The organism is Methanosarcina horonobensis HB-1 = JCM 15518, from assembly GCF_000970285.1.
GTDB lineage: Archaea > Halobacteriota > Methanosarcinia > Methanosarcinales > Methanosarcinaceae > Methanosarcina > Methanosarcina horonobensis.
The window spans coordinates 289,597-315,977 of the sequence record NZ_CP009516.1 but is presented as its reverse complement, the minus strand read 5'-3'; the positions used below and the strand labels follow the sequence as shown (position 1 = coordinate 315,977).

The window sequence follows — 26,381 nt, the reverse complement described above, 5'->3', positions numbered from 1 at the left end:
AAAATACCAGAAAGCCAGATGCAGGGAAAATATGCAGTACGAATTTTATAAAAATCCTCTTTTCAGGGTTTATGCCGAAATTGAAGACGGATGCTTGACAATGAAAACCGGTGGGGCAGCATCTCCACTGATGAAAAAAGTCCTTAAGGCAAACATCTCAATCTTTGACGGCGAAAAGCCTGCAAACTTAGAGGCTGACCGTCTGATCTATTCTACCTGGATGCCCCCGATTCCGAGTACTGGCTTTGACCGCCTTGTGAAAAGCCAGCTTTCGTCAATGCTCGGGAAAAACATACCTGACCAGGTAACGATATCAATTACAGAAGACTGCCCTAACAACTGCATCCACTGTGCCCTTCCGGATACAAAGAACAGGGCAAAGCTTGCACCCGAAACGGTTAGAGACATAGTTGATCAGGTGCTCGAAATGGGCACGACCTTCGTTATCTTTGATGGGGGAGAGCCCCTGACATATCCCGGCCTGGAAGATCTGATAAGATATGTAGATCCCGAAAAAGCCATCACCGGCATGTTCACCTCGGGAGTAGGGCTGACCGAAGAACGAGCGCAGAGTCTGAAAGCTGCGGGGCTATATTCCCTTACGGTCAGTTTTGACAGCGCATATGAAGAAAAGCACGATTATGTAAGGGGCAGGATAGGGGTATTCAAAAGTGCGGTTGAGGCAGTCAAGAATGGACTTGCGGCCGGGCTGCTTGTAAATATATATGTGGTGCTTTCAAGGGATAATGTCAATGAACTTGATGAGCTTTACACCCTTGCTGCAGACCTTGGAGCCCATGAACTCTCTTTCTATGAGATAGTGCCCACTGGCAGATGGATGGATCATGCTTCCGAGATCATGACTCCAAAAGATATGAGAAAATTTGATAGTTTTGTTTCTCAGGCACGTGAAAAAGAAGGTCCGAGAATCTTTCCGATTCCGCAGGTTATGAGGACAACAGGCTGTATGGCAGGCAGGAAATGGCTACATATTACACCTGAAGGAAATATTCTCCCCTGCGCCTGCATTCCTATTCCCTATGGAAATGTTCATAGGGACAGGGTAAAGGATGTGTGGAAAAAAATCAGGAATGACCCCGCATATAACGCAAAATGCTGCCTTATGAGAAACCCGGAGTTCAGGGAGAAGTACCTGAAGCTTCTGGAGTGAGCTTCGGCATTTTGAAGTAAATTGAACTTCAAATTTTACCAAATTTAGATTTTTGAAGCAAGTCAAGCCATAAAATACACTACTTGTTTTTTTCTGCATGCCAGTGAGTTTGAGCTTGCCTACTGGATTTAGCTTGCCTGCACATCAGATAAATCGATAGCATTAGCTGCTCAAAAGTACATTAACAGAATACAATAGCAATTCCAGTAAAATAACGGATTCAGTAATTCAAGGCAACAGAAAGTACCGTTCTGATAACAGAAAAAAGAATGCAGATAAAAGCGAAGTTGCCTTCACCTGCAATTGGAATTAAGGATTCCAGAGAATCTATTCTATGAGATTGATTAGACTAAACCGGACCTCTGAAGAGTCATCAGGTCTTCAGTGGTGAGCTTTGCTCCGCCCTTGAACTTCTCGAAGATGGATTTGGCATCTTTCTGGAGTTCGGACTTGACGACACGGGACTTTCCGTCCTTGTCTTTCTTCTTAAGCTTGAAGATTTCTTTGTCAAGGTCCCTGATTTCCTTCTGAGCATTGATGAAAATCTTGTGCTGTTCGTCAGCTGCTTCCTGGGCTTTTACAAATTCCCTGTGTGCGATGTCCGACTCTGCTCTGGTTCTGTCAGCTTCCTTAAAGGCTGCAATCATCTTCTCGTGGTATTCCTGTGCCTGCCTGGCGTACTCTGCAAGCTCGTCATGGAATACGGAAGCTTCGTCCCTGATTTTCTGGGCTTCGTCCAGGATATTTTTCAATTCGAGGTTGCTCTCAAGCTGGACTTTTTTAACCTGGTACTGCTTCTGAAGCTGCTGGATCTTACCAACGAGTTCTCTTTCCTTGGTGGTGCTCAGGACTTCGGTCTGCTGGGCGAATTCAAGGCGATCGATGTCTTTCCTTAAGGCTTTGATTGAGGGCCCGCCAAGGTTGTTCTGCTTTCTGATGGAGTCTGCCTTTGCAAACAGATCGTTTGCCCTGGCATTGGTCTCGTCGCGTTTGTTCTTGTATTCGCTGACCTTCTCGTTGATCTCGTCCCTGAGAACTTTTAATTCCTGGGCTTCGTTGATAAGGTCTTTTGTCTTCTTGTTGAGGTCGTTGCGCTTTGCGGCGAGAGCGCTGGCTTCAGCGTTTAAAGTATTCCTTTTTTCTTTGGATTCTTCAGAAATGTCTTTCAAATCTGATCTTTTTTTCTGCAATTCCTTTAGCATCTCTTATTGTGCCTCCCGGTCCAGCAAAAGAGCTGGCATTTTAGTAGTGTTCGATGTCGACATGCTGTGCCTGATTACAAAATTGATAAGAAAGAGATTCAAGAACAGGGATTACGGCTCTCAGATCTTTTACTGTTATGACCACGTCCGCATACTCCCTAAGGATGGGCTTTGGGTTGAAAGCTATGGCAAAACCTGCTATCTCAAAAATACAGGCATCGTTTGCGCCGTCCCCGACAACCACACACTGCTCGGGCCTGACATTGTAGAAACGTGCCAGTTCCTCGAACACTTTTGCTTTGGAGTCGCTTTGTGTGACAGGACCGACAACTTCTCCCGTGAGGTAGCCGTCTTCCACAAGCAGTTCGTTAGAAACGACAAAATCGATACCAAGCGTTTCACCTACCCTCTCGGCGGCTATGGTAAATCCACCGGAAATCATCGCAGTCTTGTAACCCCGACTTTTAACATACAGGACAAGATCGGCTGCTCCCGGCATAAGATTAATCTGATTTACAGCATCAAGGGCAGTTTCCAGGGGGAGCCCCTTAAGAAGTCTGACCCTTTCTGCGAGCGCTTGCTCGAAATCGAGGTCTCCATACATCGCTCTCTTCGTAATCTCCTCTACTTTGCTTACAACACCTGCAGCCCTGGCGAGCTCATCGATGGTCTCAGCGTCTATAAGGGTGCTATCCATGTCAAAAACTATAAGTTTGTTTTCAGTAGAATCATTTATAGGACAGTTCACTCAATCAAAACCTGGACCTGAATATCTATAGATATAGCGGGACAATTCCCGAAAGAGGGCATACTGCCAGAAGTACCGTTTCAGGGGTACCCCCGCAGCCTGAGATAATATATCTGCCCTGACATTAAAAGCCCACCAACGGATAAGTTTTTCAAATTATAATGCGGGTTTCGCGAAAACAAAACCACAAAACAACAGCATTGATGTCAACGTTTTTGAGTGAAATAAATCACATCCCTTTTAAGCTTTTCGGAGGAGCAACAAAATATATCGAATAATGATTATAAATAAGACAGATATATATAAAATAAGGGTGATAAGGAAGGAAGATTGCCAAAAGGATTATAAACCCTTTAGGAATTCCACTATTGAAGAAAAAGGTCAACACAGGATTTTGAGAAAAATGGTCAACATAGGCTTTATAAAAATGGGCAACCTGGGAATGAGCCAGGTTATCAATCTGATCCAGGATGAAATTGCAGCGCGAGAAGGAATCACTGTAAGAGTATTCGGTACAGGCGCCAAAATGGGCCCCGCCGATGCTGCAGACACTGAAAGCTTCAAGCAGTGGAACGCTGACTTCGTGGTAATTATCAGTCCGAATGCAGCAGCTCCAGGTCCCACAGCAGCCCGTGAAATCTGGAAGGATGTACCCTGCATCGTAGTTTCAGACGGTCCTACAAAGAAGGAAGCCCGTGAGGCTTTTGAGCAAGAAGGCTTCGGATACATTATCCTCCCGGTAGACCCCCTTATCGGAGCAAAGAGAGAATTCCTCGATCCCGTAGAGATGGCATCCTTCAACTCTGACGCCATGAAAGTGCTTTCCATCTGTGGTGTTGTAAGACTCATCCAGGAAGAGCTCGATAAAGTAACCGAACAGGTAGCATCCGGAAAGTCAGGAAAGGATCTGGAACTTCCGCACATCTTCGCAAAACCCGAGAAATGTGTAGAACATGCAGGCTTTGCAAATCCCTATGCAAAAGCAAAAGCTCTTGCTGCCCTTCACATGGCTGAGAAAGTCGCACAGGTTAACTTCCCTGCTTGCTTCATGTTAAAGGAAATCGACCAGGTATGCCTCACAGCCGCAGCTGGACATGAGATCATGGGAGCTGCAGCCCAGCTTGCAACTCAGGCGAGAGAAATCGAAAAATCCAATGACACCGTCTTCAGGCAGCCCCACGCAAAGAGCGGAGCCCTGTTGAAAAAAGTCAGGTTATACGAAAAGCCAGAGTAAACGCTGGAAAAAGTTTTTCAGCTCTAAAACATAATCCTGGATCTCATTAGCAACTGGAGGAACTGGAAAAATGTCCCTCTCAAACCTTGAAAAGTAGGTGAGGGACAAAATCCTCCAACAAAACTACAAATTATCCTTTATCTTTTCTATATAGTCTTTAAGGATGCTTTTTATAAGCTGCTACTTTTTAAACCTTCTTCTATCTCATTTTTTTGCATCTTCAACTTCTTCCAGTACGGAGGTATATTCCTGAAAGACAGACGGAAGATCAATCGTAGCCAGAAGATCCACGATTCCGAGAGCTGCAACAACTTTCCCTTCCTTTGAACGGATGGGAGCAACTACAACATGTTTTCCACGGTACACGCCTTCTGTGGGAACTTCGTGGGCGACTTTATTAGTCTTTAATACCTCTTCAAGTACAGGTCCTGTATAATCCCTGTCAAGGACTTTTCCCTTTTCCAGACGGAGCCCTCTTCTTTTAACGCTTCTGATAGTAGTAGGGAGGCCGGTTAGAGAATGTATTGCAACTGCTATTGGCTCAAGGTCTTCAGGCCCTGAATCTTCGGATATAGATAGGGAAATAATGTTTTCACCCCCAGAAAGTATTTGGCAATCGGTACAGGCAAAAACAGGAACCTCAGAAATCAAAAACTTAGCCCCATTTTTCTGCCATATTTAGATTATATTTTTCCAAAGAATATATAATCACTCCTCGTTCTCAAGTGCTTTTATTAACGCCTGCTTGTGCAATTCTCCAGACTCGTGAATTCCTCCCATATCACCTCTTGAAGCCCGACAGGGATAATGCTGAACCAGCAATCCGGCTTTAGGAGGGGCATCCTTTACCGGCACTCCAATGATTTCCTTTGCCATATACCATGTGCTTCCGCAGGGAGCACCTTTTATAACCTCAACCTCGGCTATTTTCCCGTCCTTTGTCTTAACTTTTAGGATGGGAGACCCAAAAATCTCAGTAAAAGGCCGGTTGCAGGAATTGGGTTCGAGGGTGCAGCAAATCTCGTCCACTTCAATATCCATTCCGGAAGCTTCAGAAATATTTTTAAGTTCAGGAACCGATGCCCTGGAAGGCCCTCCTGGCACGATTAAAGAGCGTACACCAGCTTCTGCAGCAAGCTTTGCAATTGAAGATGTCAGGTCAGGATGCAGAGCATAGCTAACTACGATATCGGCAGAAAAGACATGCCTGTCGAAATCCAGGTTTTCCAGAAATTCATCTGGATCCTCGATGAATGCAGGCACAAACTCGGGAAGGTCGGTAGTTACAACCGAAAAATCACTGTGCTCCTTTATAGATTCAATAAGGCGGTGCCCGTACTTGCCCCGTGTGATAACTCCTATTACAGTCATTACTAAGCTATTTTTAATGTTTACATAAATAGATGCTCATTTTATCCGGAACTACTGCCCTAACCTGTCAGCTACCCGCGACCTGTATAGGCTATAAATACTGATAGTGCATTTCAATAAAACCTGTTAAAAGAAAAATTGAAGAGGCAGTCCTTATGAAAGGCAAACTGATAACACTTGAAGGTATTGATGGTTCAGGCAAAAGCACGGTTGCAAAAAAGCTCCAGGAAAACTCTGAAATTCGTCTCTTTGAACCGGTCTTTACAAGAGAGCCTACCAGAGGCACCCTTACCGGAAATGCTGTCGAAAATGCTATCCAGTCTGAAACCGACCAGCTTGCCGAACTCTTCCTTTTTACAGCTGACCATGCCGAGCATCTGGCAAAGCTTATAAAACCTGCACTTGAGAATGGGAAAACCGTAATTTCTGACCGTTACTCTGACAGCCGTTACGCTTACCAGGGAGTGACTCTTAAAGACCGGCTTGAAAATCCTCTGGAATGGGTAAAGAGCCTGCATAGAGAGTGGACTATTGTTCCGGATCTTACTTTTCTTTTCGACATTGAACCTGAAACTGCAGTTGAACGCTGCGGAAAGCGAGGAGAACAGACCAAGTTCGAAAAAATAGAATTCTTACAAAAGGTCAGAGGAAATTTCCTCAGTCTCGCCAAAGAAGAGCCGAATCGCTTCGTTGTAATTGATGCCTCCTCCTCCCCTGAAAAGGTTGAAAAAGAAGTTGTACAAAAAATTATTGAGTTTATTAAAAAAGATTAAACGATATGTTGTGAAATAATATGAACTGGGCGCCCGATAACCAGACGATAGGAATATAAAAATAAAAAAAGAAAGAAAAATAAAAAAGAAAGAGAAAATTCCGGTTAGAGCCCGTTATCATCCGCAAACTTAATCAGGGCTTCCCCGAGCATCCGAACGTGCGAAGGATTGAGATTGAAACGTGACTTTTTCATGCCTCCGCGCTCTTTTGCGAGCTCTACGTATTCTTTTTCAAATCTGTCACTGTGGGCCAGGGAGATAGTCATGTACCAGCCGCCTCCCATCTTGATCTCCACATAACCGTCTCCGCTGCTTCCTCCTGCACTCTCATCAACTGGCTCTTCAATACTTTCCTCAGTTACCTTTCTTGTTGCCATGCTGTAACCTCATAAATTTGTTGTATTTAGGTAAAATCTAATAATCCGAACATAAGTCTGCTAATTGGGTTATGCCTGTAGAGTTATATAAGATACTCAATACTTTATATACCAGAGGCATAAGATAGAGCATAAAGCCCTCCCGTGCACTCATTGATCAGTATTCTTAGCCTTCTCAAGTCCTCCTGTCATCACTTCCGGAGGAACCGAACCTGAGTGGATTGCAGTTGCCACCAGAGCGCCCTTTATACCGATTCTTTCAAGAGCAAAAAGGTCCTCCATACCCCTGACCCCCCCTGCAAGCAGGACGTCGTGCACTGAAGCCTCAGCCAGTTTGCGCAGGAACTCGGGATCAAAACCTGAAGCTGTGCCGACTCTGTCAAGATCAAGAAAAATCAGGTCTTTTAAAGGAAGTCCATTAAGAAGTTTCACGATTTCAAAAGGGTCTTCAGGAATCTCAGAATCCCGTTTCAGAATCTTTCCGTGCTTGATATCGATACTGACACTGATACGTCCCGGGTTTCTGGAAGCTGCATCCTTAATTATTGCAAGCGTGCCTGTCTCCGTACCTATAATCGCAATTCCTGCAATAGAAAGGGCTTTATCTACATCCCTTAGAGAAGATATTCCAAAATCAAGCATCGTATCCGCTTTTGAACTTACTTCCCGGATAATCTCCGAATTAATGTCAATAGGATCTTTGCCCTGCAGAGCATTGAGATCGGCAATATAAACTTCTCCGGGATGTAAAAATTCAAGTATTTCCAGGGGAATTGAAGTCCCGCATACAGCACTCGAATCCGAGACCGGGCGGTAATTCTCCCTTATTCCGCCTTTTGCAAGAACCACGTTACGATTAAATATATCCATTACAAAGACTACTCGGAACATACTTATTCGATAGTTTCATCATCCTATAAAAAAATATAAAATAAACCTTATTGTATAAAAGGAAGAATATACATCGTTAAAGATTTAATTTCATGCTTGACTAGAGGCTTTATATGAAACTGCTTGTGAGTCCAATTAACAGAGAGGAGGCGATCATCGCTTCTATAGGCGGCGCGGACATTGTGGATGTCAAAAACCCCAAGGAAGGTTCCCTCGGAGCCAATTTCCCCTGGATTATCAGAGAAGTTAAAGCGGTTGTAAACGGCAGGCAGCCGATAAGCGCAACAATCGGAGATTTTAACTACAAACCCGGAACTGCCGCCCTTGCAGCCCTTGGGGCAGCAGTCGCAGGAGCAGACTATATAAAAGTAGGTCTTTATGATATCCAGACTGAAGCACAGGCTCTTGAACTGCTCACAAAGGTTACGCGGGCCGTAAAAGACTATGACCCGTCAAAAAAGGTTGTTGCCTCAGGATATTCGGACTACAGACGCATTAATTCGATTTCTCCTGTTTTACTCCCCGCAGTTGCCGCAGAAGCAGGGGTAGACGTTGTTATGGTAGACACAGGCATTAAGGACGGAAAATCTACCTTTGAATTCATGGATGAAAAGGAGCTGAAAGAATTTACCGATCTTGCTCATAAGTACGGGCTTGAAAATGCAATTGCCGGGTCCCTGAAATTTGAGGACCTTCCTGTACTCGAAAGGATAGGTCCCGACATAATTGGGGTCAGGGGTATGGTCTGCGGCGGAGACCGAAGAACTGCAATCAGACAGGAACTTGTAGAAAAACTCGTGGCTGAGTGTCAGGCCTGAAAATCCTGTGTACCAGCAAAATCACATAACGTCGGAATTTGCGCTGGCATGCCTTTGAGGCAGCCAGCCAAAAAATAATTATACATCATTTACTTTTTTAATCTGATGTTTATTTTCGGGCATATAGGTATAACCCTGGGAATTTTCTATTTCCTTAGCCGTCTATTTCCGGGGAAGAACATTCCGGTAGACATAAAATGGATCGCTTTTGGAGCACTCCTTCCGGACTTAATTGACAAACCCCTTGGCAGAATAATCCTTGCTGAAGCCGTAGGAAGCGGGAGGATATTTGCTCATACCCTTATCTTCGCAATCCTGCTTGGACTGGCCGCATATTACAACTTCTACCAAAAGGGCTGGAAGGTACCTCTTGTTATTGCAGGTGCTTCGTTCTGTCACCTGCTTGAGGACCAGATGTGGAACTCACCGAGAGCATTTTTCTGGCCGCTACTCGGATGGGAGTTTCCAAGAGATACATTTTCCGGAAGTTTTATTGAGTACTTCATGAGGATTTTAAATAACTCGTACAACCCGGCTTATTCAAGTGTATTTATCTCGGAAATAATAGGGTTAGGGATCATTCTCCTGTTTGCAGGCAGCTATATCAGGTCAAAAGCTAAAGGAAATCACATAAGCTCTCAAGTAATGAAAAAGGAAGCAGAGCAGGAATAATAAAACGTAGTGCTTTATTCTCCGAAAAGGACCTGCTTCTGGCCGAAAAATATTTTTCTTGACGGGAGGTCATATTCCAGTTCACAGGCAAATAAAGCGCCCAAGCCAGTCTGCCTTGCAGCCGACCAAATGAAGATAAACGACTCAATATAGCGAGTACGGTTGTAAGGATCAAAATATTGTGAATTAGTTTTTCTGTGCTTTGAGAAGATTTCACTATCATAACTTCCAAATTAGTCCTCTAGAGCTCAGCTTACTGCTAATAATCTATAAAGTAGTCCTCTTGAGCGAAGCGAAAAGGACCTCGTGCTCCCGAAGCGAAACTCGGGTGCCGAAGCGAAACTCGGGTGCCGAAGCGAAACTCGGGAAGAAAAGCAGACTCAAGCGGTATGCTTGTAGATTTTTATGTCAAGAGAGTCATAAATCTGGCACAGAAGATTATCGTCCTGGTTTCCAGAGCTATTTCTAGCTGAAGAGTAGCCTATGGACCCTGCTGACTTTTCAAGGCCTAGAGCCTCTGAAAAGGTTGTCGCTATAAAGTAGAATGAGTTATCCGTAGTATTACTCTTAAAAAATTTTACATCCTCACTATGGTCTGCAGGGGTTGACCCGAACTTCGCAGAAGCTTCGGAAGTGTTTCCTGAGAAAGTGTAACCTTCTTTTTCTCCGGAAGATATAATATACGGGTATGCTGCTTTTGACTCTATCAGCCATTGAACTCCTTCCACTTCGTTTTGTGGAATAGCTTCCGAGATTCCGCCGGTACACGGGGAACTGAAACAGCTGAAAAAACCTAAAGTCCATAGAAAGCCCAGTATAAGGATCGTAGCGCCAAGACCGGTCGCATACCCCTTCCTGAGAAGGACAATATAGAGAGAGTATCCCAGCAAAGGAATCTGGGCAAAGATAATGAAGCTCAGGTTTACAAATCTATCCGGAGGATAGGGTATGAAAGGGTTTAAGAGAAAGCCCAGTTCAAGGAAAAACGAGGCTATATATAGGAGTAAAAAGCGGGGATACCTGCGGACAAAATGATGACAGAATCGTTTGCGATTTTGCCATACGATAATTGTGTTGATTACAACAAAAATTAATGGAATATAGTATTTACCATAGTAAAGATTGAAGAGATGTATAAATTCGAAAATTCCTGGTTCCATGCTTGGAATTGTAGCAAAACCCGCTACGGTGAGGGTCTCAATACGCCAGACAAGAGATGGAAGAAAAATATCAAAAAACTCTGAAGCATACTTTGCGAAGAGCAAGAAGCCGACTGAAGTAAATGAAAGGAAAATAAATAGGGGAACTATTTTTCCTGAAGAGCTGGAAAGTGGATTTCGAACCAGGCTTTTAAGACTGAGAGCTTTTTTAAGGAGGCCTGACTGCGTTACTCTACCCGCAAGAGTCAGAAGCAGGGTGAAGCACAAGAGATAGGCAAAGATAAAAGGATGGGCCAATGGGATCAAAGGTATCATAAAGAGCAGACAGGCAACCATTGCAGCTCTGTTTTTATCGGATACTGCATTCCACAGCAAGAGGAGATAGATAGGAACAAGGCAAAAAGTGAGGTAATATGAGACCGAGGATACCTGGAAATGCCCGAAATATGGAATAACTGAAGAAAGAAATGTTACTGAGACCAGCTTTTCCCGGCTCATAAAGCCCCGATAGAACAGAAACATGCCGGCAATAAATATAATCGAAAAGAAAACCGGCAAAAAGTGAGATAGTGCCTGTATATTCATACCTGAGGCAAGAGCCAGAGTTGAAACTAACAAAGGACCGGTGGGGGAGAGATCTGAGAATGCGGACAAACCTGAAGTTTCTGAAATTCCTGTATTTACTGCCAGGCCCGGGTATAAGAATTCATCTCCTCTACCTACTGAAGCGTAGCCTAGCATATAGGGAATTATCATTACGATAACATGAACAAATAGCAGTATGAAAACCGCACTAATCTTTCTATATGCAAGAAGTAGAAAGCAGGCGGACAGGTAACATAAGAGCAGGATCAGGTAGAAGCGGAAAGGAAGCTGATCATAGATATTAACTATGTATCCTCCAGGCTGGATTTCTCTAAGAATAAAGAGACTGTAAACAAGTAGCAGCAGAGAAATCGAGGTTACCAGATTTAAGATATTATTATTGAGTTTAGACAATGTGTCCCCCATCCTTCCGGAAAGTTGCAGAGTCCAGTTCCCACACTTATATTCAAGGATAGCATTGAGACAGCCCTCTATTGTTTTCTTAGAATCTGCTTTCACAGGCAGTCTGCAATAAGGGAACTTTCTTTCTCGAAATTTCCTTATATCTAAGAATTTTTTATTATTTTTCTCCTTTTTATTTTTCGTGTATGCAATCGCTTAATAAATAATTAATCGTTGCATCCGGTGCCAGGTTGATATTCCCTCCTCAAGTAGTTGGTGTTCCCATAAATAAAAATCCTCAAGAATTAAAGGCTTTCGGGCTTTCAAAGAGATAAATGTAGATATTTAAGACGTTTCCAGTACTTTTAAGACATATAGATGTGACAGTAAGACGTTATTCACAGGAAAGAAAAAGTTATGGAAGTTGAAGCCTGAAAAACAGGAAGAGAATACTGCTCAAGTTCAGAAAGTAATTACCCATAAATTGAATTTTGAGGGCAGGAATTCGATATTCTTACGAACCCTACGCCTTTTTAGACTTCCTGACTATACACCTTTTTGCTAAAATATTAAAACTCAGGCACATTCAGAGTACAGAAAGTAGAATCCTGAACCTACGTTAAACATCAGGAAGTATAATTTAAACACATGACACTTCCGAATAATCCCTCAAACATATTTTCTCAACTTCACTTAGTTTATTCAGGATGTGCCTGATTCTTTTTTCAACAAACCTCCCTTTTATGCACCAGTAAAATGGCCTTTTGTTTCCAAGAGATGGAAACTTTGCACAGGAAATATCCAGTGGATGGAAATAGAATATGGTGTGCCCCCTTTTAAGACTCTGCATAAGCCCATCAAGTATAAATGATGACCCCAGGAATCGGAGCATAGGGCCACCTGATGCAGGAAGTTTCAGTCCATGTTGAGAATAGGCCCATGGGAACTCAATAAAGTCTCTGTCATCACCCACTTCGAGTTCGCTTTTTGCGGGATAGTAAGGGAAAGACGAAACTGTGCTAAGGGCCGAATCAGTTTTGTTATATATGGAGTTTACCGAGACAGAGGAATCGTATTTAAATCCCATCCTTTCAAGGGAATCAATCATCCATCCGCTTACCAGAGCATTTGGTGCCCTGTAGCCTATCAACTTTTCTCCGCTGATTTTTTCGAGCATTTTCTTTGCAGTTAAAGTCCTTTGCTCAAAATCTTCTACACTCATCAATTGTTTTTTTGTTTCAGGATCAATCTTACAGGCATGGCTCAGCCCATGACAGGCAAGTTCATGTCCTCTATCTACAATTGACTCTACCAATCCCGGGTAGTGTTCAATGGTATCTGCAACTACAAAGAAAGTAGCATTTACATTGAACTCATCAAGAATATCCAGTACTCTTTTTGTAGGTTCGCTTAAGAAATCATACCTGCCATTCCAGTTCTTGAAGAATTCGTCCACACTCCTGTAAACCGAAAATGGGGAACTGCAGACGGAAGGAATATGATACCAGTCTTCAAGATCTACCGTAACCGAAAGACTACTGTTCATGGAATCCCCTCACTCGATCGTTTTTATAATATCGTGAAACTAGATTGGAAGTTTTTCACGAAATGGGAAGTTAGCAACTACGCGAGTCCCCACTAAGCTTAGAAAGCCCCCCAACTAAAAGGACACACTAAGAGTATAAAAGATTTTTCTAGATATCCTCAGAAAAAAAAGGACTATGAAATACTGGATTAAAGAAATAACTCCTTAACAGCGAGAACAAAAAAAATAATTTTTACTAAGAGCATAAATATAAATATGAGACGATTACTAAATATTGTCTTTTCATAACATAATTAATATTTATTGACTTTATTTGAAGATACGGAGTCATAATTTCAGTTGTATTATAGAGAAAAAAGGATTGTGGACTTTTTAGGAAAATAATTAAGAATAGTTTTTGAGTTGTACTTATTATTTAGTCCCGAAATCAAAGTAATTTTTAAGTTAAAACCAATTGGTAAATTGATTCTTTTTTTAATATTATCTCGTATTAAATCGAGTTCGTTTTTATCTCATAAAAACGGGCTCTAAGAAACCTCCCTTTCAAATTTCTAGATATTGTTTGTTCTGTTATATAGAGAAAAAATACTATTGTAACGACCTTCATCTTCAATTTCAGATTATCCGGTTTACAGGCATGCCAGAAAAAACATCTCTATTTTTAGAGAGGATACATATAATTTAAAAAAGAGATTTTTCAGCTCCAGGGGCTATTTACATTATCCTTAATACTATATTTAGTTGAAATTTTAAAAAAAGTGATTGAGGGAAATGGTAGAAAAGTCGATTGGATAAGAAAATGAGAGACTTCATTATAAACATAGAATAAGTCATGTGGAAAAACTTAGATGACTTCAGTTATTATTTTATTTATTTTTCTCTCTCCAATTTAAAGGTTTATTTTAGAATTTCTCACCGGATTTACCCGAAAACTCTGATGTAAATATAAATAAAACTTTGATGTAGATATAGACCATAAGAACTATAAAAGACATTTAATAAGGATTTTAGTTAAGATAAAAATAAATTAAATGTTGAATTTGTGAGTAGAAAGATTTCACAAAACCACGAATTTTGTAAAATTCAAGCTAGTGGAAATTAATTTATTTACATCCTTTCTTATTTTGCAAGAGAAAAAGAAAAAAGACAGATAATTTAGCTAAAATTTGCTGTCGAATCTAAAAACAGTAGTGCACTTCTATTCTACCGGTTCAAGCTTGAACATTTGTGCAACTTTCCCTCTAAAAAATTGTTTTTTCCGCCTCATAGGACTCACAAAAATATAAAGATTCCTAATACAATATAAAATTATTTAAAAAATACCAAAAATAATTTATAATAGATTCACATAAACTTCAGAATCAACTCACCTATTAAATAAGTAAACAAAAATTTCGCAGATGAGTTTACCGGGCTAAAAGCTACGGCTAGGAAGAACAGAAGATACTGATTTGAAAAAGAAATATCCTGCAATTATAACAACAGGTTTTTAACAGGAAATCCAGAGTCAGAGCTTCTCAGATCCGGTTGCCTCCGAAAAACAGTGTTTTAACATTAAATACAGAGTTGAAAATCCTCTGCATCGTGTCCGCCCCACAAAACGCAGAGAACCGAATTGGATAGATTCAAAGATATTACGCAGACGTAATTAGAATTTTGAATTACCGTATAGATCCGACGTAATTAGATATTTGATACAGGCTCAGTCTAATTAGATAGTTCGGAAAAGCATTATGAGTACGTAATATGGAATTTTGAGAAATATCCGGGAAAGAGTATACGACTATCCTGGAGTTTTTGAGTTTACTCAAATTCTAAATCCAATCCAGAGGCGATACGATGCTAAAAATGAAGCAGGAAACCCTATTCCTGACAACACGTCTTAGTTTAACTGCCGTATGTGCTTTGGGAAAAATAGACTCTAATCCTATGAAATTTTTTGAGTCTACTCAAATTCCAGATCCAACCCAAAGGTGATACGATGCTAAAAAGACAGATAGGAACCCTATTCCTAGCAGCATGCCTTATTTTAACAACCGTACCCGCGGCGTTAGGCGCACAGAATACAGTAACCGTAAGTCCGACCTCCGGGTCAGATGCCCAAACTGCAATCAATAACGCAATAAATTCCGTAGCATCAGGAGCAACAGCAAGCAACCCTGGATATGTTATCCTCAGTGCTGGCACTTATGAGATAAGTGCACCTATAATTTTGAAATCCAATGTAGTACTGAAAGGTGCAGGCGACAGTACAATAATCTTTGCTAAAGGTTCAGTCTGCAATTCCGAAGGATCACCTGCATATATATTCGGATCAGGTGTTTCTAACGTTGAAATATCCCATCTTCAATTTCAGAGTACAGCAACCGGACCTGGTGATGGAGGTCATGGAGCCTATCGAAACTGCATAAAATTCACATCTGTAACCGATAGTAAAGTACATGATATCTTACTTACTCGCTATCTGTATGGTGATGGTGTTAGAATCAGTAAGAGTTCTGGAATAGAGGTATATAACTGCAGAATACAGTCCTCAGGACACGATGGCGTATCATTTTTGTCCGGCACCAAGGATTCCAGAATGTATAACTGTTATGTTGAGGTTCAGACCAACACAGGTGCCAGGGTAGACAACTGCGCAAATATTGAGGTTGACCATAATACCTTCACAGGTAGCGCAGGGTCCGGATGGTGCTGTGTTGAGCTGGAAAATACACTGACAAATGTGAATGTCCATCACAACATTATGCATGATTACAAAGGATCAAGCAGCAGTGCAGGCATTGGAAACTGGAATGCAAAAGGGTCAATTAGCGTTCATGATAACGTTATGTGGAACGTGTCCCCTTACGTTGAGGTAGGATCAGGCACAAACATACTGGGCCCATCCGATCACAGTGTTGAGAATTGGGTAGCCAAAGGGTACGGATATGGCTCTCTTGACAATGCATCAGGCACACAGGATACAACAACTGTAGATCCGATATCTGGATCAAATTCCCAGACGGCAGTTAGTGAAACTCCCGTAACAGAGACTGCTCCTGAACAGGTAGTTGGGACTCATAACACATCATTGGCAAAAGAGAATATTACAGGCACTGTTATTGACAATCGACTTAGGGAAGCCTCTCCTGATACAGCATATCAGGACAAAGCATATCTCGACATAGGAGGCAGACCTGGGATCGGGAAGTATAGAGAGCTGCTTTTATTTAATCTAAGTGAATACGGCGATGCTGAAAACATTAGCAACGCTACTCTGTCTCTCTACTGGTACTATCCCGATGGAATAGAAAGGCCAGAAGACACAATTATAGAGATATATAGGCCGGCTGCAGCATGGAACCCGGAAAACGTAACCTGGAACAGTAGGGATAACGGAGTACTATGGACACAACCTGGAGGAGATTGGTTAGACATGAACAATGTCTCTCAGGGAGACGCACCATACGCTACAATAACTCTGAACGGAAGCGATATACCGGACAACAGATACTACGAGCTGAACGTAACAGAACTCGTAAAAGAGTACGTCAGCAGTGAGTATGAAAACACAGGGTTCCTGATAAAAACTCGTACCGAAAATGCGGATTATATAGCATTCTACAGTAGCGAGGTCGAAAATGAAAACCAGCGTCCAAAGCTGACTATAGAAGAAAAGGAAACAGTTTAACAAATCTAACTTCATAAAGAAAACTTAAGAGGCTGGAAGTATGGAGGTAATAAAAGGCCTCCTACCCGAGTCTTTCAGTTCTTCTGACCTATTTTTTCATGAGGAATTTCCAGTTTGAACTGTGGAACCAGACTACATATTTAAAGAATCAATAATAGTGAGGAATCCCTCTAAACAGAGTTTACTACACAATTGTGATAATTTTAAGCACATAAGCTTTTTGTATACTGCCGTAATCAATGACTAGTATCTTTATGTAGTAACCCGTATATCCAAGAAAAAACGAAGACGTTAAAAGAATCATTTTGAATTATTGCAAAAATTTAACCTGCGAAATGACTGAAAAGATCAGGCTTTTTAAAAACTCCATTGGCAGTACCTTCCTTCCAGCAATAAACTTTTTTCAAGTTTGGAAGGTTTTATATCTCCAGGGTACAGGGATAAAAAATGAAAGGAAAGGACCTTATAAACACATGGGGAAAAAGGAAAAAAACAGGAGTTTACATTGCAGTTTGTATGTTCCTGATTATAATGGTGACGACTACCTTATCCACTACACCATCAGGCATGACGGTTTATGTGGCTGGAGACGGGAGTGGGAACTTTAACTGTGATGGAACTGACGACCAGGTAGAGATCAATAAAGCCCTTGCATACATAGCAGAGAACCCGGAGTATACAACCGTTTATTTGAAAGGTCCTAACACATACGTTATCTCAGAGAGCATCTTTGTCGGAAGTGATGTTATCCTGCAGGGAGACCCTACAGCTGTGATAAAGCTTAAAGACAAAGCAGACTGGTCATGGAACCAATCCCTGATCACACAGACAGATAATGCAGGGATTAGTAATATTACTATAAAGGGCTTTGAGATAGACGGAAACCATGACGGCAATGCAGAAAAAAAGAGAGGTGCCGGATATTATAACCTGATCTACTTTACCAGCTCGAAGAATATTCAGGTTCATGATATGTATATGCATGATAGTCATGGAGACGGACTGAAAATAGAAAACAGCTCAAATATTCAATTTTACAATAATGTAGTGTATAAGCTCGGACACGACGGCCTTTATGGGATCCAGTCTCAAAATATAGAAGCCTGGAATAATACAATAACCTGCAGGACTAACAGTGGGCTTAGAGTGTGGAACTCAAATCATGTAAAATTTCATGACAATACTATTAGTTCTTTTTATCACTGGAGCGCAGGCGGGCCCGGAATTCAGATTCAAAAATCTTCAGCCATCATGGATGATGTAGAAGTATATAACAATACAATCCACAACACTTATGGTCCTGGCATCTGGCTGGTGGCTTATGGCAGTTACCCTGTGGCAGAAGCACAGGGTGTCCATATCCATCACAATACGCTCTACAGCACAGGCACAAACCCGAGTATTGACTGGGTAGGAGGTATTGTAACCAGCGGATTTAACAATACCCTGATTGAAAATAACGTGTTTGACGGCACGTATCATTCTGCCATCGTCCTTATGTACCCTACAGGCTACTCTACAGATCTCTCACCTAAAGGTACAGGATACACTACAATTGTCCGTAATAACATTATTACAAATACTGAACGGCGCAAAAGCGAGTCGAGCGGGACAGGATTTGGTGTTGTCAATTATCTCCCGGAAACCCATAGTTTCGTACTGGAAAATAACTGCTTTTACGATAATGCGGCAGGAGAGTATAGAAATGCAACATCAACAAGCGATATTTATGCAAACCCCCTTTTCGTAAATCAGAAAGAAAATGATTACCATCTCAGGTCAGCAGGTGGCAGGTGGAACGGGAATACGTGGGTAAAAGATATCCGGAGCTCTCCGTGTATTGATGCAGGGTATCCATCCTCTGATTACTCACAGGAGACTGAAGACAATGGACAGAGAATCAATATCGGAAGGTACGGAAATACTGAAGAAGCCTCCAGGTCAGGAGTTATGCCCGGATATATAGCCTGGTGGAATCAGATATTTTCACCTGAATGGAGGATATTCAGGATACTCCTGAGAATCTTCCTTCTATTCTGCTTTAAAATTCACATTTAACGCTTTTTCAGGTTCTCTCTAAGGTTAATTTTTAGTCCTTAAAAGAGGTTTTGACTTGAACTTTCAGGGGTTTGTTTTTAATATCTAAAGTTAAATTCGCCCCGGTTCAGTAAACCCAATTTAAAACTCTTTTTTGAACTCCGATGAATACTAAATCCTTATCACATACCGGGTCTTTACTACATCTCAAAGATTTACAAATCATCATAGAATATCTGTTAATAACTTTATAGAAATTGAAAAGTGATTTATCTAAAAATCAAGCTCTTCGGACATCAAGCTATAAAGGATATCCAAACATTTACTTTAAAAATTTTTTATAAATCATAACAGATAACTTTTTTTAAGCTTAGAGAGTTATATTAAGGGTATTGGGGGTACAAAATGATAAAAAGTCAGTGGATACATAGACAGGGAGAAAAAAAGAAAAAGGGAATCCTGATCTTAACTCTGATTATTCTGATTGCAAGTGCAACTGTTGCCCTCTCAAATGCCTTGTCTGAAATGACAGTTTATGTAAACACTGATGGGAGCGGGGATTTTAATTGTGATGGAACTGATGATCAGGTAGAGATCAATAAAGCCCTCGAATATGTTGCAGAACATCCGGAGTATACAACCGTTTATTTGAAAGGCCCCAACGCATACGTTATCTCAGGCAGCATTTTCATTGGAAGCAATACTATCCTGGAAGGAGACCACACAGCTGTAATAAAACTTGAGGATAAAGCAGGCTGGCCAGAAGAGAAGCCTCTGATTACCCAGATAGATAGCTCGGGAAACCAGAACATTACTGTAAGAGGTTTTGAAATTGACGGAAACCATGATGGAAACAAAGAAAAAGGCAGGGGAAAAGGGTACTACAACCTGATTCATTTCCTCAACTGCAAAAATATCAGCGTTTATGATATGTATATGCACGACAGCCACGGAGACGGGCTAAAAGTGGTGAAAGGTTCCAATATCCAATTTTATAATAACACAATATATAAACTCGGACATGATGCTCTTTATATTATTTACTCCTCAAACGTAGAGGCATGGAATAATAAAATAACGTGTAGAACAAACAGCGGACTCAGGATATATAATGGAAATCATGTGAAATTCTATAATAACATTATTAATTCCGAGGGAGAAGGAGGAGCCGGAATTGAAATCCAGAAAGCAGGTTCTTCCACAGTAATGGATGATATTGAAATCTTCAATAATCTGCTATATGAAACTAATGCCGCAGGGGTCTGGATTACAGGTTATGGGTCTGCATATTCGAAAGACTCTGCAAAAAATGTGCGCATCCACAATAATAAGTTTTACAAAACCGGCATTAATCCCGGTGCTGACTGGTCCGGGGGTGTAGTTCTCAATGGTTTTTACGATACTCTGATAGAAAATAATATATTCGACGGGTGCTACGGAGCGGCAATTGCTCACAAAGAGGTAGACGGCGAGTTTTCATCTTCAGGGTCAGGATATACAACCATTGCAAGAAATAATATAATAATTAATAGCCAGTCAAGTCCTGCAGCAGGAGAAGGTTATGCTTTCAATAATGAGTTAAAAGACACTCACTCATTCATTCTTCAAAACAACTGTCTCTTAAACAATGCTGGTGGGAACTATATGTATGCCAGCTCTACATCGGATATAGAAGTGGATCCTGCACTTATAGAACAGCTGGATAAAAATGGATCTTCGGTGCCGGATAACTTACCTTGTGCAGAGGCTATAAAAGCCGGACCGCAGGGATTATCTTATGAGATAAACGATGATGGCATTGATATAGAACAGGAAGAAGGGCAGGAAGAAGGTCTTGAGTCGGCTATTAAAAGAGTTATCTCAGAGATTATAAGATTCGTGAAAAGTATCTTTTCAGGCTTTACTTCGGGAGGATCTGATAATGAAGGTCTTAAAATTGCTTTGCCTTCGGTCGTCTCAGATAACAGATTAAAAGAAGAATCTTCTAATACGACATTCAGGGAAACTGAGTATATAGATGTGGGAGAAAGGCCAGAAAGTGGAAAGTACAGGGATGTCATACTGTTTGATCTGAGCCAGCTAAGAAAAACATATGAAATTGAGAAAGCAACCCTTTTTATGTTCTGGTATTACCCTGATGAGACCAGGCCGGAAGATACTATTCTGGAAGTATACAGGCCGGAAAAATGGTGTGAAGAACATGTTACCTGGGAATCAAGAGAAACAGGAACTCTCTGGCAGAACTCGGGAGGAGACTGGTACGATAAAAACGGTGTTTCTCAGGGGGATACGCCGTATGCTACAATAACTATCAAGGGAAGCAATCTTCCGGATGACAGATACTGTGAACTGGACGTAACAAAACTTGTTCAGGAATACGCCAGCGGAAATTATGAAAATACCGGCTTCCTTATAAAAGCCAGAGAAGAAAGCAGTAATTATATTGCCTTTTACAGTTCGGAATGGCAAAACAAAAGCCAGAGGCCCAAACTTATTATAGAATATGCAGACGAATAATACAATCCGAAAAGCACTGAAGTTTGTAGCATATAAAAAATCCGGAAGTTTACCTTCCAGATCTTAACGAGCAAGTCCTACTCTTTCACTCCTTTTCTTTTCAACCTGCATATCAAAAAGCATTCCGAACAGGAGCATTTGAAGCCCGGTGCCCAGTACGAGAAAACCGAGCAGTGGGTAATAGGACGGAAGTGGATTTTGAAGCAGTATCTGCAACAATCCCCAGAAACCAAGAAAGACACTCAGAGGTAAAGCAAGCATCCCAAGGAAATAGAAAAGAACTAGAGGATGGAAATCAAGGACTGTGTACTTGATCCTTAGCCTCCAGAGAAAGCCCCTGAAGAGCATGGGTGAAATCTTACGGATATACTTACTGTACTTTATAGAGGACTTCTCTCTGCCGTAACGGGCAGGAATCACTATATCCATAACCCTCATTCCAAAGGCGTTAAGCTTGATTAACAGGTCGTTACAATAGCCGTAATAAGGATAAACCGAATCCAGATCGATAACCTCAAGGGCCTGCCTGGAAATAGCTGTATACCCGTTCTGCGGATCCATGACGTGCCAGTATCCACTACCTATTTTAGTCAGGAAACTCAGCAGAAGGTTTCCAAAGGATCGCCACCTGCTCATCCCGGTCATAAAATTATCAGAGAGAAGACGGTTACCCTTTGTGTAGTCAGCCAGCCCCTCAATAATCGGAAAAATCAACCTGGGAAGATGGGCAGGATCCATCTGATTATCCCCGGCCATAACTGCTACAATGTCCATTTCGTCTTTTAGAGCAAGCTTATACCCGTCAATTATACCTGCCCCGACACCTTTGTTTACTTCGTGGCGCAGATAAACAATTCTTGAATCTCCGAACTTTTTTACAATTTCTCCTGTCCGGTCAGTACTCCCGTCATCGATAACATAAATCCGATCCACGTACTCTGGAATCCCACTCAGGGTTTCACCGATAAGCAATTCCTCGTTATAGGCAGGTACTACGATCCCTATTCGGGTACTTTCAAGCTTCCTGAATGCCGGGTCAACGTCAAAGCTCAGGTAGTTAACATTAAGTTTTTCGGTTTTCGCAGCAGAAAGCAGGGATTTCAAAGAAAGATGTTCTTTGCCCGAGCTAATGTTTTGAAGCGCTCTTGATGTTACGGCAAGGAAGCCAATCTTTTCCTTGAAGGTACTTTTCCCGTTCAGAAGCATAACTGTCTCCTGCTCACAGGAAACGCGGCAGGGCCAGGAACCCACCGAAAGGTCAAAACCCTGCTTCAGAGGCTCAAGGACATGAGAAAGCAGATCTATGTCCTGCATGCAATCAGGATAGATAAGAACAACGAGCTCCGAATCGAGGGATGCCCTGTAAAGGATTTTGAGCAATGCTTCCTCTCCTCCTGCCAGAGGAACGACTCTTGCTCCACCAAGAGCTGCCACTTCCATAGTTCGGTCAGTAGAACCTTTATCAAGCACAAGTACACGGTCCGCGTAACTCGCCGCAAGCAGGACTTTACTCCCGATGGAAGCCTCTTCATTTTGAGCTGGAATCAAGACCGTGAATTCGTGTTTTAGAGGCCTATCTGAAAGTTGAGATGGCGATGAGACTATACTGATAGGATCGGAAATTAGAGAATTAAGACAAAGTGTAAGGGCTGAATACAAACCCTCTCCACCCCCTTATAAGCATGAATTATAATATAACCCCCTGTATGTGTATAAAAACAAAATTATTAAAGGCTATCATTTAAAAAATATTTTGATAAAAATGTTTATATAATTGCGATCCAACTGAAAATAATTTGTTAAAATATTAACAATTTACTGGAATTTTCCTTTCATTAGATAGAAATTTGCTAATACATAAATAAGAATTATAATTTTTATTATTCTGACTTTTAAATATCCGGAATATTACAAAATCGAGGTACATTTCTGAATATTTGGAAAAAGAATATATTTAACAGGTAAATTTGCGATAAGAGGTAATTAATTCCCTGCAATTTACGTGTTAACAGCAAATGCAAAAAAACAGCTCATTTCTGCAAAAATAAAGAAATGTTGCCCCAGAATAGCTTTTTTGATGGCACATCAGTCTGGAAAATTACTGTATAAATTATTCTAAGAAGAGAGAATAAACTGCAGTGATGTGCTCGAACTTAATTATCTGTCGCAGCATAGCTTTCATGGATCGATAATTTAAGGATTTTACCGACTTGCGAGATCGAAAGGGTGAAAAAGTACTGTGAAAGGCAGTAATCGTCCATTATAAGAATAATATTGTTCCTGATTTAAGAAGAGTATATAATAAGCACTGTAAAAACTCCTGGATCTCTCACAATAGCATTAAGAAAAATAATACATCGATAGGAAGCTTATTTATTCCTCCGGATATAAGGAAAAGAAAGAGATGTGGGATTATAAAAGGGATAAAAAAATTCACCTGCACAGCTCTGTTCTACGAGGAATGAAGCAGTTATTGGAGTTATTTGGTTGAGAGAAATAAAGGCAAAATATATGAAAGTGTCAATAGGCTTTAAAAAATTAAGCAGAGAAGGCTGGAATATTCAGATAGTTAGAGTAAACTGATAAAAAATACTAATACAGGGCTCAAACTTACATTATAATAATACTTGTTCATTTAGAGAGAGACCGCATACTGTTAAAACATTATGCCGTCAACTGGGGTAAGAGAACTTGAAATTTAGTTTGCATGTGTTCCGAGAATTTTTCCATACAATGAAAGGAAGAATAAAGAAAAACTGAACCGGGGTCATCTGAGAAAGAAGCAAGAACTTAATGCCTATTTTTGAAGAATGGGTTTTTATTTTATTCATAGCATACTATCCGTGTTAAAGTATTACGCTTTTTCAGGATATTGGGGAAGTTAAGGAAAAAGCGCTTGATGTATTATTAGTGGGGGTAAAAGATTGATAAATGTAGGAGTAGTTGGAACCGGTTACATGGGGGAGAATCACATCAGGATCTATAGTGAAATGGAAGATGTGAGACTAACAGGGATATCAGATCCCAATTCTTCAAGGGTAAAAGAGCTTGCGGCAAGATATGATACACTACCTTTTGCAGACCATAAAAAGATGTTCGAGAAAATAAAGCTTGACGCAATAAGTATTGCAGCTCCTACTACTCTTCACTGCCCTATAGTGCTTGATGCTCTTGAAGCAGGAATAGACGTGCTTGTAGAGAAGCCCATTGCAGACAGCGTAGAAAATGCAACTGCAATGATCGAATCTGCTGAAGAGATGGACAGACATCTGATGGTAGGACATATAGAGAGATTTAATCCTGCCGTTCTAAAATTAAAAGAGATCATTAATTCTGGAATCCTGGGGAAGATAGTCTCAATTTCAACCAGAAGAGTCGGACCTTACAATCCAAGAATAAGAGATGTGGGAGTAATCCTGGATATTGGAGTCCATGACATAGATATAATCTCTTTTGTTTACGGAATGAAGATAAAACAGGTTTATGCCGTAGCGGGATCAGATATTCATTCATCTGAGGATCATGCAACTGTTCACCTGCGCCTGAACCATGAGTACTCAGGCCTTTTAGAAACGAACTGGCTTACCCCCCACAAAATCCGAAAGCTTACGGCTGTTGGTCTGAAGGGAGTTGCGTACCTGGACTATCTTGATCAAAGTGTTGAGCTTCACGACGACAGCTGGGTCTGGAAAGCCAAGGTAGAAAGAGCCGAACCCCTTCAAAAAGAACTTTCTCATTTTATCGGCTGTTCAAGAGACGGAACCTGCCCCAGACCTTCAGGAGAAGAAGGAAAGCATGCTCTGGAAGTTGCTCTGGCTGCAATCCGGTCATATAGAGAAGAAAGAATGATTGAGATCTGAACTGCAGCAAGATGGAGCAATCTCCGTGGAATTTCTCATTAAATTGCTTTTGTTTGCAGATAGAAAAGGAATGAAAACATCATTTAAAAAATCATAGAAAAGCGAGCAGTAATTTCGAGGCTGATGAAGTGCTTAAGAAGGTAGAGCAGAACAGAGATTTATGGGAGTTATTTACGAAAAAGGAGGAATACAATGCTGCCTTGCTGGATAAGTATGGAAGATTTCCTTATTACCTGAGCAGGCAAAGAAACGTTTTTGAGCCTGAGGTTTCAGAGTTTTTGTTGAAAAACGGACTGAATCCGGAGTATCCCGAAGGGAAAAAATTTGCCGTATGTCTTACTCATGATATTGATTTTGTGTACATTGACACGTTAAACACTGCGGCAAGGACCGTAAAGGCTCTCAAAAGAGGGCAGTTTGCGGAAGCTTCAATGCTTCCGTTTTCAAGAATAAATAAAACGTGGAACCCTTTATGGAATTTCAGGCGTATAATGGATCTTGAAGAAAAATACGGGGCAAAATCTACTTTCTATTTTCTGACCCTTGATCCGGGAAATGAAGATTTCACCTTTAGTATTGAAGAACTTGAAGGAGAACTTGGCTACATTCTTGAAGAAGGATGGGAAGTAGGACTTCACGGAGGGCATGAAGCTTACAACAACCTGATTGAGATAAAAAAGAAAAAACAAAAGCTGGAAAAAGTCCTCGGAGAAAAAGTAATGGGATACAGAAACCATTATCTCAGGTTCAAAACTCCGGAAACCTGGGAACTGCTGGCAGATGCCGGCTTCAGCTATGACTCAACTTTCGGATACCATGACTGCGCAGGTTTCAGAAACGGGATGTGCCATCCTTTCAAACCATATAACCTTAAAACCGGAAAAGAAATCAATATCCTGGAACTCCCGTTAACTATAATGGATACAACTCTTTTTCAAAGTCAGATGCGTCTGGACTTCGAGCACGCATGGGCTCTTACGGAAATGTTAATCCTTACAGTTGAACGCTGCAGAGGAGTCCTGACGGTTCTCTGGCATAATACGTATATGCAGGGAGAATACCTGGTATTTTATAAAAAACTCTTGCAGCACTGTTCCGAAAAAGGAGCATGGATGGCTCCGGGAATTCAGATTTGTAACTGGTGGAAAGAAGAATACGACAGTCAAGGATAATTATAAATCTAAAAAAAGTAAAAGAGATATCAATTTAAAAAGCGTGATTAATTAGAGGGAAAAGGGGAGAAAAGACAGATATTAAAGCTTAAAAATAAAGCTTGAAAGGAGCGAGTAAAAGAAACCGCAGACCGATAAGTAAGATAGTTCTGTTTGTAAGAGAAAAATAATT

Annotated in this window: 19 protein-coding genes; 10 read left to right on the top strand and 9 right to left on the bottom strand. The window is 41.1% G+C overall.

All coding sequences use genetic code 11. From position 1 onward, the window contains the following. The first annotated feature begins 31 nt into the window (after positions 1 to 31). Entirely contained in the window at positions 32 to 1,171 is a 1,140-nt protein-coding gene (locus MSHOH_RS01310) for a radical SAM protein (RefSeq protein ID WP_048136795.1), read from the top strand. Positions 1,172 to 1,515: 344 nt separating this feature from the next. Here MSHOH_RS01310 and MSHOH_RS01305 read toward each other — a convergent pair whose 3' ends face one another. Both MSHOH_RS01305 and serB read right to left on the bottom strand, forming a co-directional pair. After that, positions 1,516 to 2,373 carry a coiled-coil protein gene (locus MSHOH_RS01305; RefSeq protein WP_048136794.1) on the bottom strand — a complete coding sequence of 286 codons (858 nt, stop codon included), beginning with the start codon at positions 2,371 to 2,373 and terminating at the stop codon, positions 1,516 to 1,518. 40 nt (positions 2,374 to 2,413) lie between these two features. Beyond that, positions 2,414 to 3,121, bottom strand: a complete 708-nt coding sequence (serB, locus tag MSHOH_RS01300; protein WP_048136793.1) for a phosphoserine phosphatase SerB — start codon at positions 3,119 to 3,121, stop codon at positions 2,414 to 2,416. Between the two features lie 403 nt (positions 3,122 to 3,524). On the opposite strand from serB, the gene MSHOH_RS01295 reads away from it, so the two are divergent. Continuing rightward, positions 3,525 to 4,355, top strand: coding sequence for a F420-dependent methylenetetrahydromethanopterin dehydrogenase (locus MSHOH_RS01295; RefSeq protein ID WP_048142998.1), 831 nt, complete (start codon positions 3,525 to 3,527; stop codon positions 4,353 to 4,355). 204 nt (positions 4,356 to 4,559) lie between these two features. On the opposite strand, the gene MSHOH_RS01290 is transcribed toward MSHOH_RS01295, so the two are convergent. Beyond that, entirely contained in the window at positions 4,560 to 5,006 is a 447-nt protein-coding gene (locus MSHOH_RS01290; RefSeq protein ID WP_394297758.1) for a DUF2111 domain-containing protein, read from the bottom strand. Positions 5,007 to 5,063: 57 nt separating this feature from the next. Further along, positions 5,064 to 5,726, bottom strand: coding sequence for a DUF166 domain-containing protein (locus MSHOH_RS01285; RefSeq protein ID WP_048136792.1), 663 nt, complete (start codon positions 5,724 to 5,726; stop codon positions 5,064 to 5,066). 155 nt (positions 5,727 to 5,881) lie between these two features. Between MSHOH_RS01285 and tmk the strand changes: the two genes are divergently transcribed. Next, the gene (gene tmk, locus MSHOH_RS01280; RefSeq protein ID WP_048136791.1) at positions 5,882 to 6,499 is read left to right on the top strand and encodes a dTMP kinase; all 618 of its coding nucleotides are present in this window, start codon (positions 5,882 to 5,884) and stop codon (positions 6,497 to 6,499) included. A gap of 104 nt (positions 6,500 to 6,603) precedes the next feature. Here tmk and MSHOH_RS01275 read toward each other — a convergent pair whose 3' ends face one another. Then, complete coding sequence (locus MSHOH_RS01275; RefSeq protein ID WP_048136790.1) at positions 6,604 to 6,876, bottom strand: hypothetical protein; 273 nt, start codon at positions 6,874 to 6,876, stop codon at positions 6,604 to 6,606. 150 nt (positions 6,877 to 7,026) lie between these two features. Next, the gene (locus MSHOH_RS01270) at positions 7,027 to 7,767 is read right to left on the bottom strand and encodes a HisA/HisF-related TIM barrel protein (RefSeq protein WP_048136789.1); all 741 of its coding nucleotides are present in this window, start codon (positions 7,765 to 7,767) and stop codon (positions 7,027 to 7,029) included. A 113-nt stretch (positions 7,768 to 7,880) separates the two neighbouring features. Here MSHOH_RS01270 and MSHOH_RS01265 point away from each other — a divergent pair, with 113 nt between their 5' ends. Next, positions 7,881 to 8,585: a (5-formylfuran-3-yl)methyl phosphate synthase gene (locus tag MSHOH_RS01265; RefSeq protein ID WP_048136788.1), complete on the top strand. Its 705-nt coding sequence runs from the start codon at positions 7,881 to 7,883 to the stop codon at positions 8,583 to 8,585. A gap of 105 nt (positions 8,586 to 8,690) precedes the next feature. Next, the gene (locus MSHOH_RS01260) at positions 8,691 to 9,257 is read left to right on the top strand and encodes a metal-dependent hydrolase (protein WP_048136787.1); all 567 of its coding nucleotides are present in this window, start codon (positions 8,691 to 8,693) and stop codon (positions 9,255 to 9,257) included. 380 nt (positions 9,258 to 9,637) lie between these two features. Here the strand turns inward: MSHOH_RS01260 and MSHOH_RS01255 are convergent, their stop codons facing one another. Both MSHOH_RS01255 and MSHOH_RS01250 read right to left on the bottom strand, forming a co-directional pair. Further along, complete coding sequence (locus tag MSHOH_RS01255) at positions 9,638 to 11,521, bottom strand: hypothetical protein (RefSeq protein ID WP_239451142.1); 1,884 nt, start codon at positions 11,519 to 11,521, stop codon at positions 9,638 to 9,640. 523 nt (positions 11,522 to 12,044) lie between these two features. Further along, positions 12,045 to 12,950 carry a polysaccharide deacetylase family protein gene (locus tag MSHOH_RS01250; protein ID WP_048136786.1) on the bottom strand — a complete coding sequence of 302 codons (906 nt, stop codon included), beginning with the start codon at positions 12,948 to 12,950 and terminating at the stop codon, positions 12,045 to 12,047. Between the two features lie 1,981 nt (positions 12,951 to 14,931). Here MSHOH_RS01250 and MSHOH_RS01245 point away from each other — a divergent pair. From MSHOH_RS01245 to MSHOH_RS01235, 3 genes are all read left to right on the top strand, one after another. Then, on the top strand, positions 14,932 to 16,623 hold the full coding sequence (locus MSHOH_RS01245; RefSeq protein ID WP_048136785.1) for a disaggregatase related repeat-containing protein: 1,692 nt from the start codon (positions 14,932 to 14,934) through the stop codon (positions 16,621 to 16,623). A 447-nt stretch (positions 16,624 to 17,070) separates the two neighbouring features. Then, entirely contained in the window at positions 17,071 to 18,681 is a 1,611-nt protein-coding gene (locus MSHOH_RS01240) for a right-handed parallel beta-helix repeat-containing protein (protein ID WP_048136784.1), read from the top strand. Between the two features lie 384 nt (positions 18,682 to 19,065). Next, positions 19,066 to 21,177 carry a disaggregatase related repeat-containing protein gene (locus MSHOH_RS01235; RefSeq protein ID WP_048136783.1) on the top strand — a complete coding sequence of 704 codons (2,112 nt, stop codon included), beginning with the start codon at positions 19,066 to 19,068 and terminating at the stop codon, positions 21,175 to 21,177. 63 nt (positions 21,178 to 21,240) lie between these two features. Here MSHOH_RS01235 and MSHOH_RS01230 read toward each other — a convergent pair whose 3' ends face one another. Then, complete coding sequence (locus MSHOH_RS01230) at positions 21,241 to 22,836, bottom strand: glycosyltransferase family 2 protein (RefSeq protein ID WP_048136782.1); 1,596 nt, start codon at positions 22,834 to 22,836, stop codon at positions 21,241 to 21,243. Positions 22,837 to 24,101: 1,265 nt separating this feature from the next. Between MSHOH_RS01230 and MSHOH_RS01225 the strand changes: the two genes are divergently transcribed. Further along, positions 24,102 to 25,037: a UDP-N-acetylglucosamine 3-dehydrogenase gene (locus MSHOH_RS01225; protein WP_082089192.1), complete on the top strand. Its 936-nt coding sequence runs from the start codon at positions 24,102 to 24,104 to the stop codon at positions 25,035 to 25,037. A gap of 128 nt (positions 25,038 to 25,165) precedes the next feature. Then, complete coding sequence (locus MSHOH_RS01220; protein ID WP_048136781.1) at positions 25,166 to 26,209, top strand: polysaccharide deacetylase family protein; 1,044 nt, start codon at positions 25,166 to 25,168, stop codon at positions 26,207 to 26,209. Positions 26,210 to 26,381 lie beyond the last annotated feature (172 nt).

What these genes read in the sequence shown, in the direction of transcription:
- MSHOH_RS01310 (WP_048136795.1), top strand. Translation starts at nt 32, where the DNA reads ATGCAGTACGAATTTTATAAAAATCCTCTTTTCAGGGTTTATGCCGAA.
- MSHOH_RS01305 (WP_048136794.1), bottom strand. Translation starts at nt 2,373, where the DNA reads ATGCTAAAGGAATTGCAGAAAAAAAGATCAGATTTGAAAGACATTTCT.
- MSHOH_RS01295 (WP_048142998.1), top strand. Translation starts at nt 3,525, where the DNA reads ATGGTCAACATAGGCTTTATAAAAATGGGCAACCTGGGAATGAGCCAG.
- MSHOH_RS01285 (WP_048136792.1), bottom strand. Translation starts at nt 5,726, where the DNA reads ATGACTGTAATAGGAGTTATCACACGGGGCAAGTACGGGCACCGCCTT.
- tmk (WP_048136791.1), top strand. Translation starts at nt 5,882, where the DNA reads ATGAAAGGCAAACTGATAACACTTGAAGGTATTGATGGTTCAGGCAAA.
- MSHOH_RS01275 (WP_048136790.1), bottom strand. Translation starts at nt 6,876, where the DNA reads ATGGCAACAAGAAAGGTAACTGAGGAAAGTATTGAAGAGCCAGTTGAT.
- MSHOH_RS01270 (WP_048136789.1), bottom strand. Translation starts at nt 7,767, where the DNA reads ATGTTCCGAGTAGTCTTTGTAATGGATATATTTAATCGTAACGTGGTT.
- MSHOH_RS01265 (WP_048136788.1), top strand. Translation starts at nt 7,881, where the DNA reads ATGAAACTGCTTGTGAGTCCAATTAACAGAGAGGAGGCGATCATCGCT.
- MSHOH_RS01260 (WP_048136787.1), top strand. Translation starts at nt 8,691, where the DNA reads ATGTTTATTTTCGGGCATATAGGTATAACCCTGGGAATTTTCTATTTC.
- MSHOH_RS01250 (WP_048136786.1), bottom strand. Translation starts at nt 12,950, where the DNA reads ATGAACAGTAGTCTTTCGGTTACGGTAGATCTTGAAGACTGGTATCAT.
- MSHOH_RS01245 (WP_048136785.1), top strand. Translation starts at nt 14,932, where the DNA reads ATGCTAAAAAGACAGATAGGAACCCTATTCCTAGCAGCATGCCTTATT.
- MSHOH_RS01240 (WP_048136784.1), top strand. Translation starts at nt 17,071, where the DNA reads ATGAAAGGAAAGGACCTTATAAACACATGGGGAAAAAGGAAAAAAACA.
- MSHOH_RS01235 (WP_048136783.1), top strand. Translation starts at nt 19,066, where the DNA reads ATGATAAAAAGTCAGTGGATACATAGACAGGGAGAAAAAAAGAAAAAG.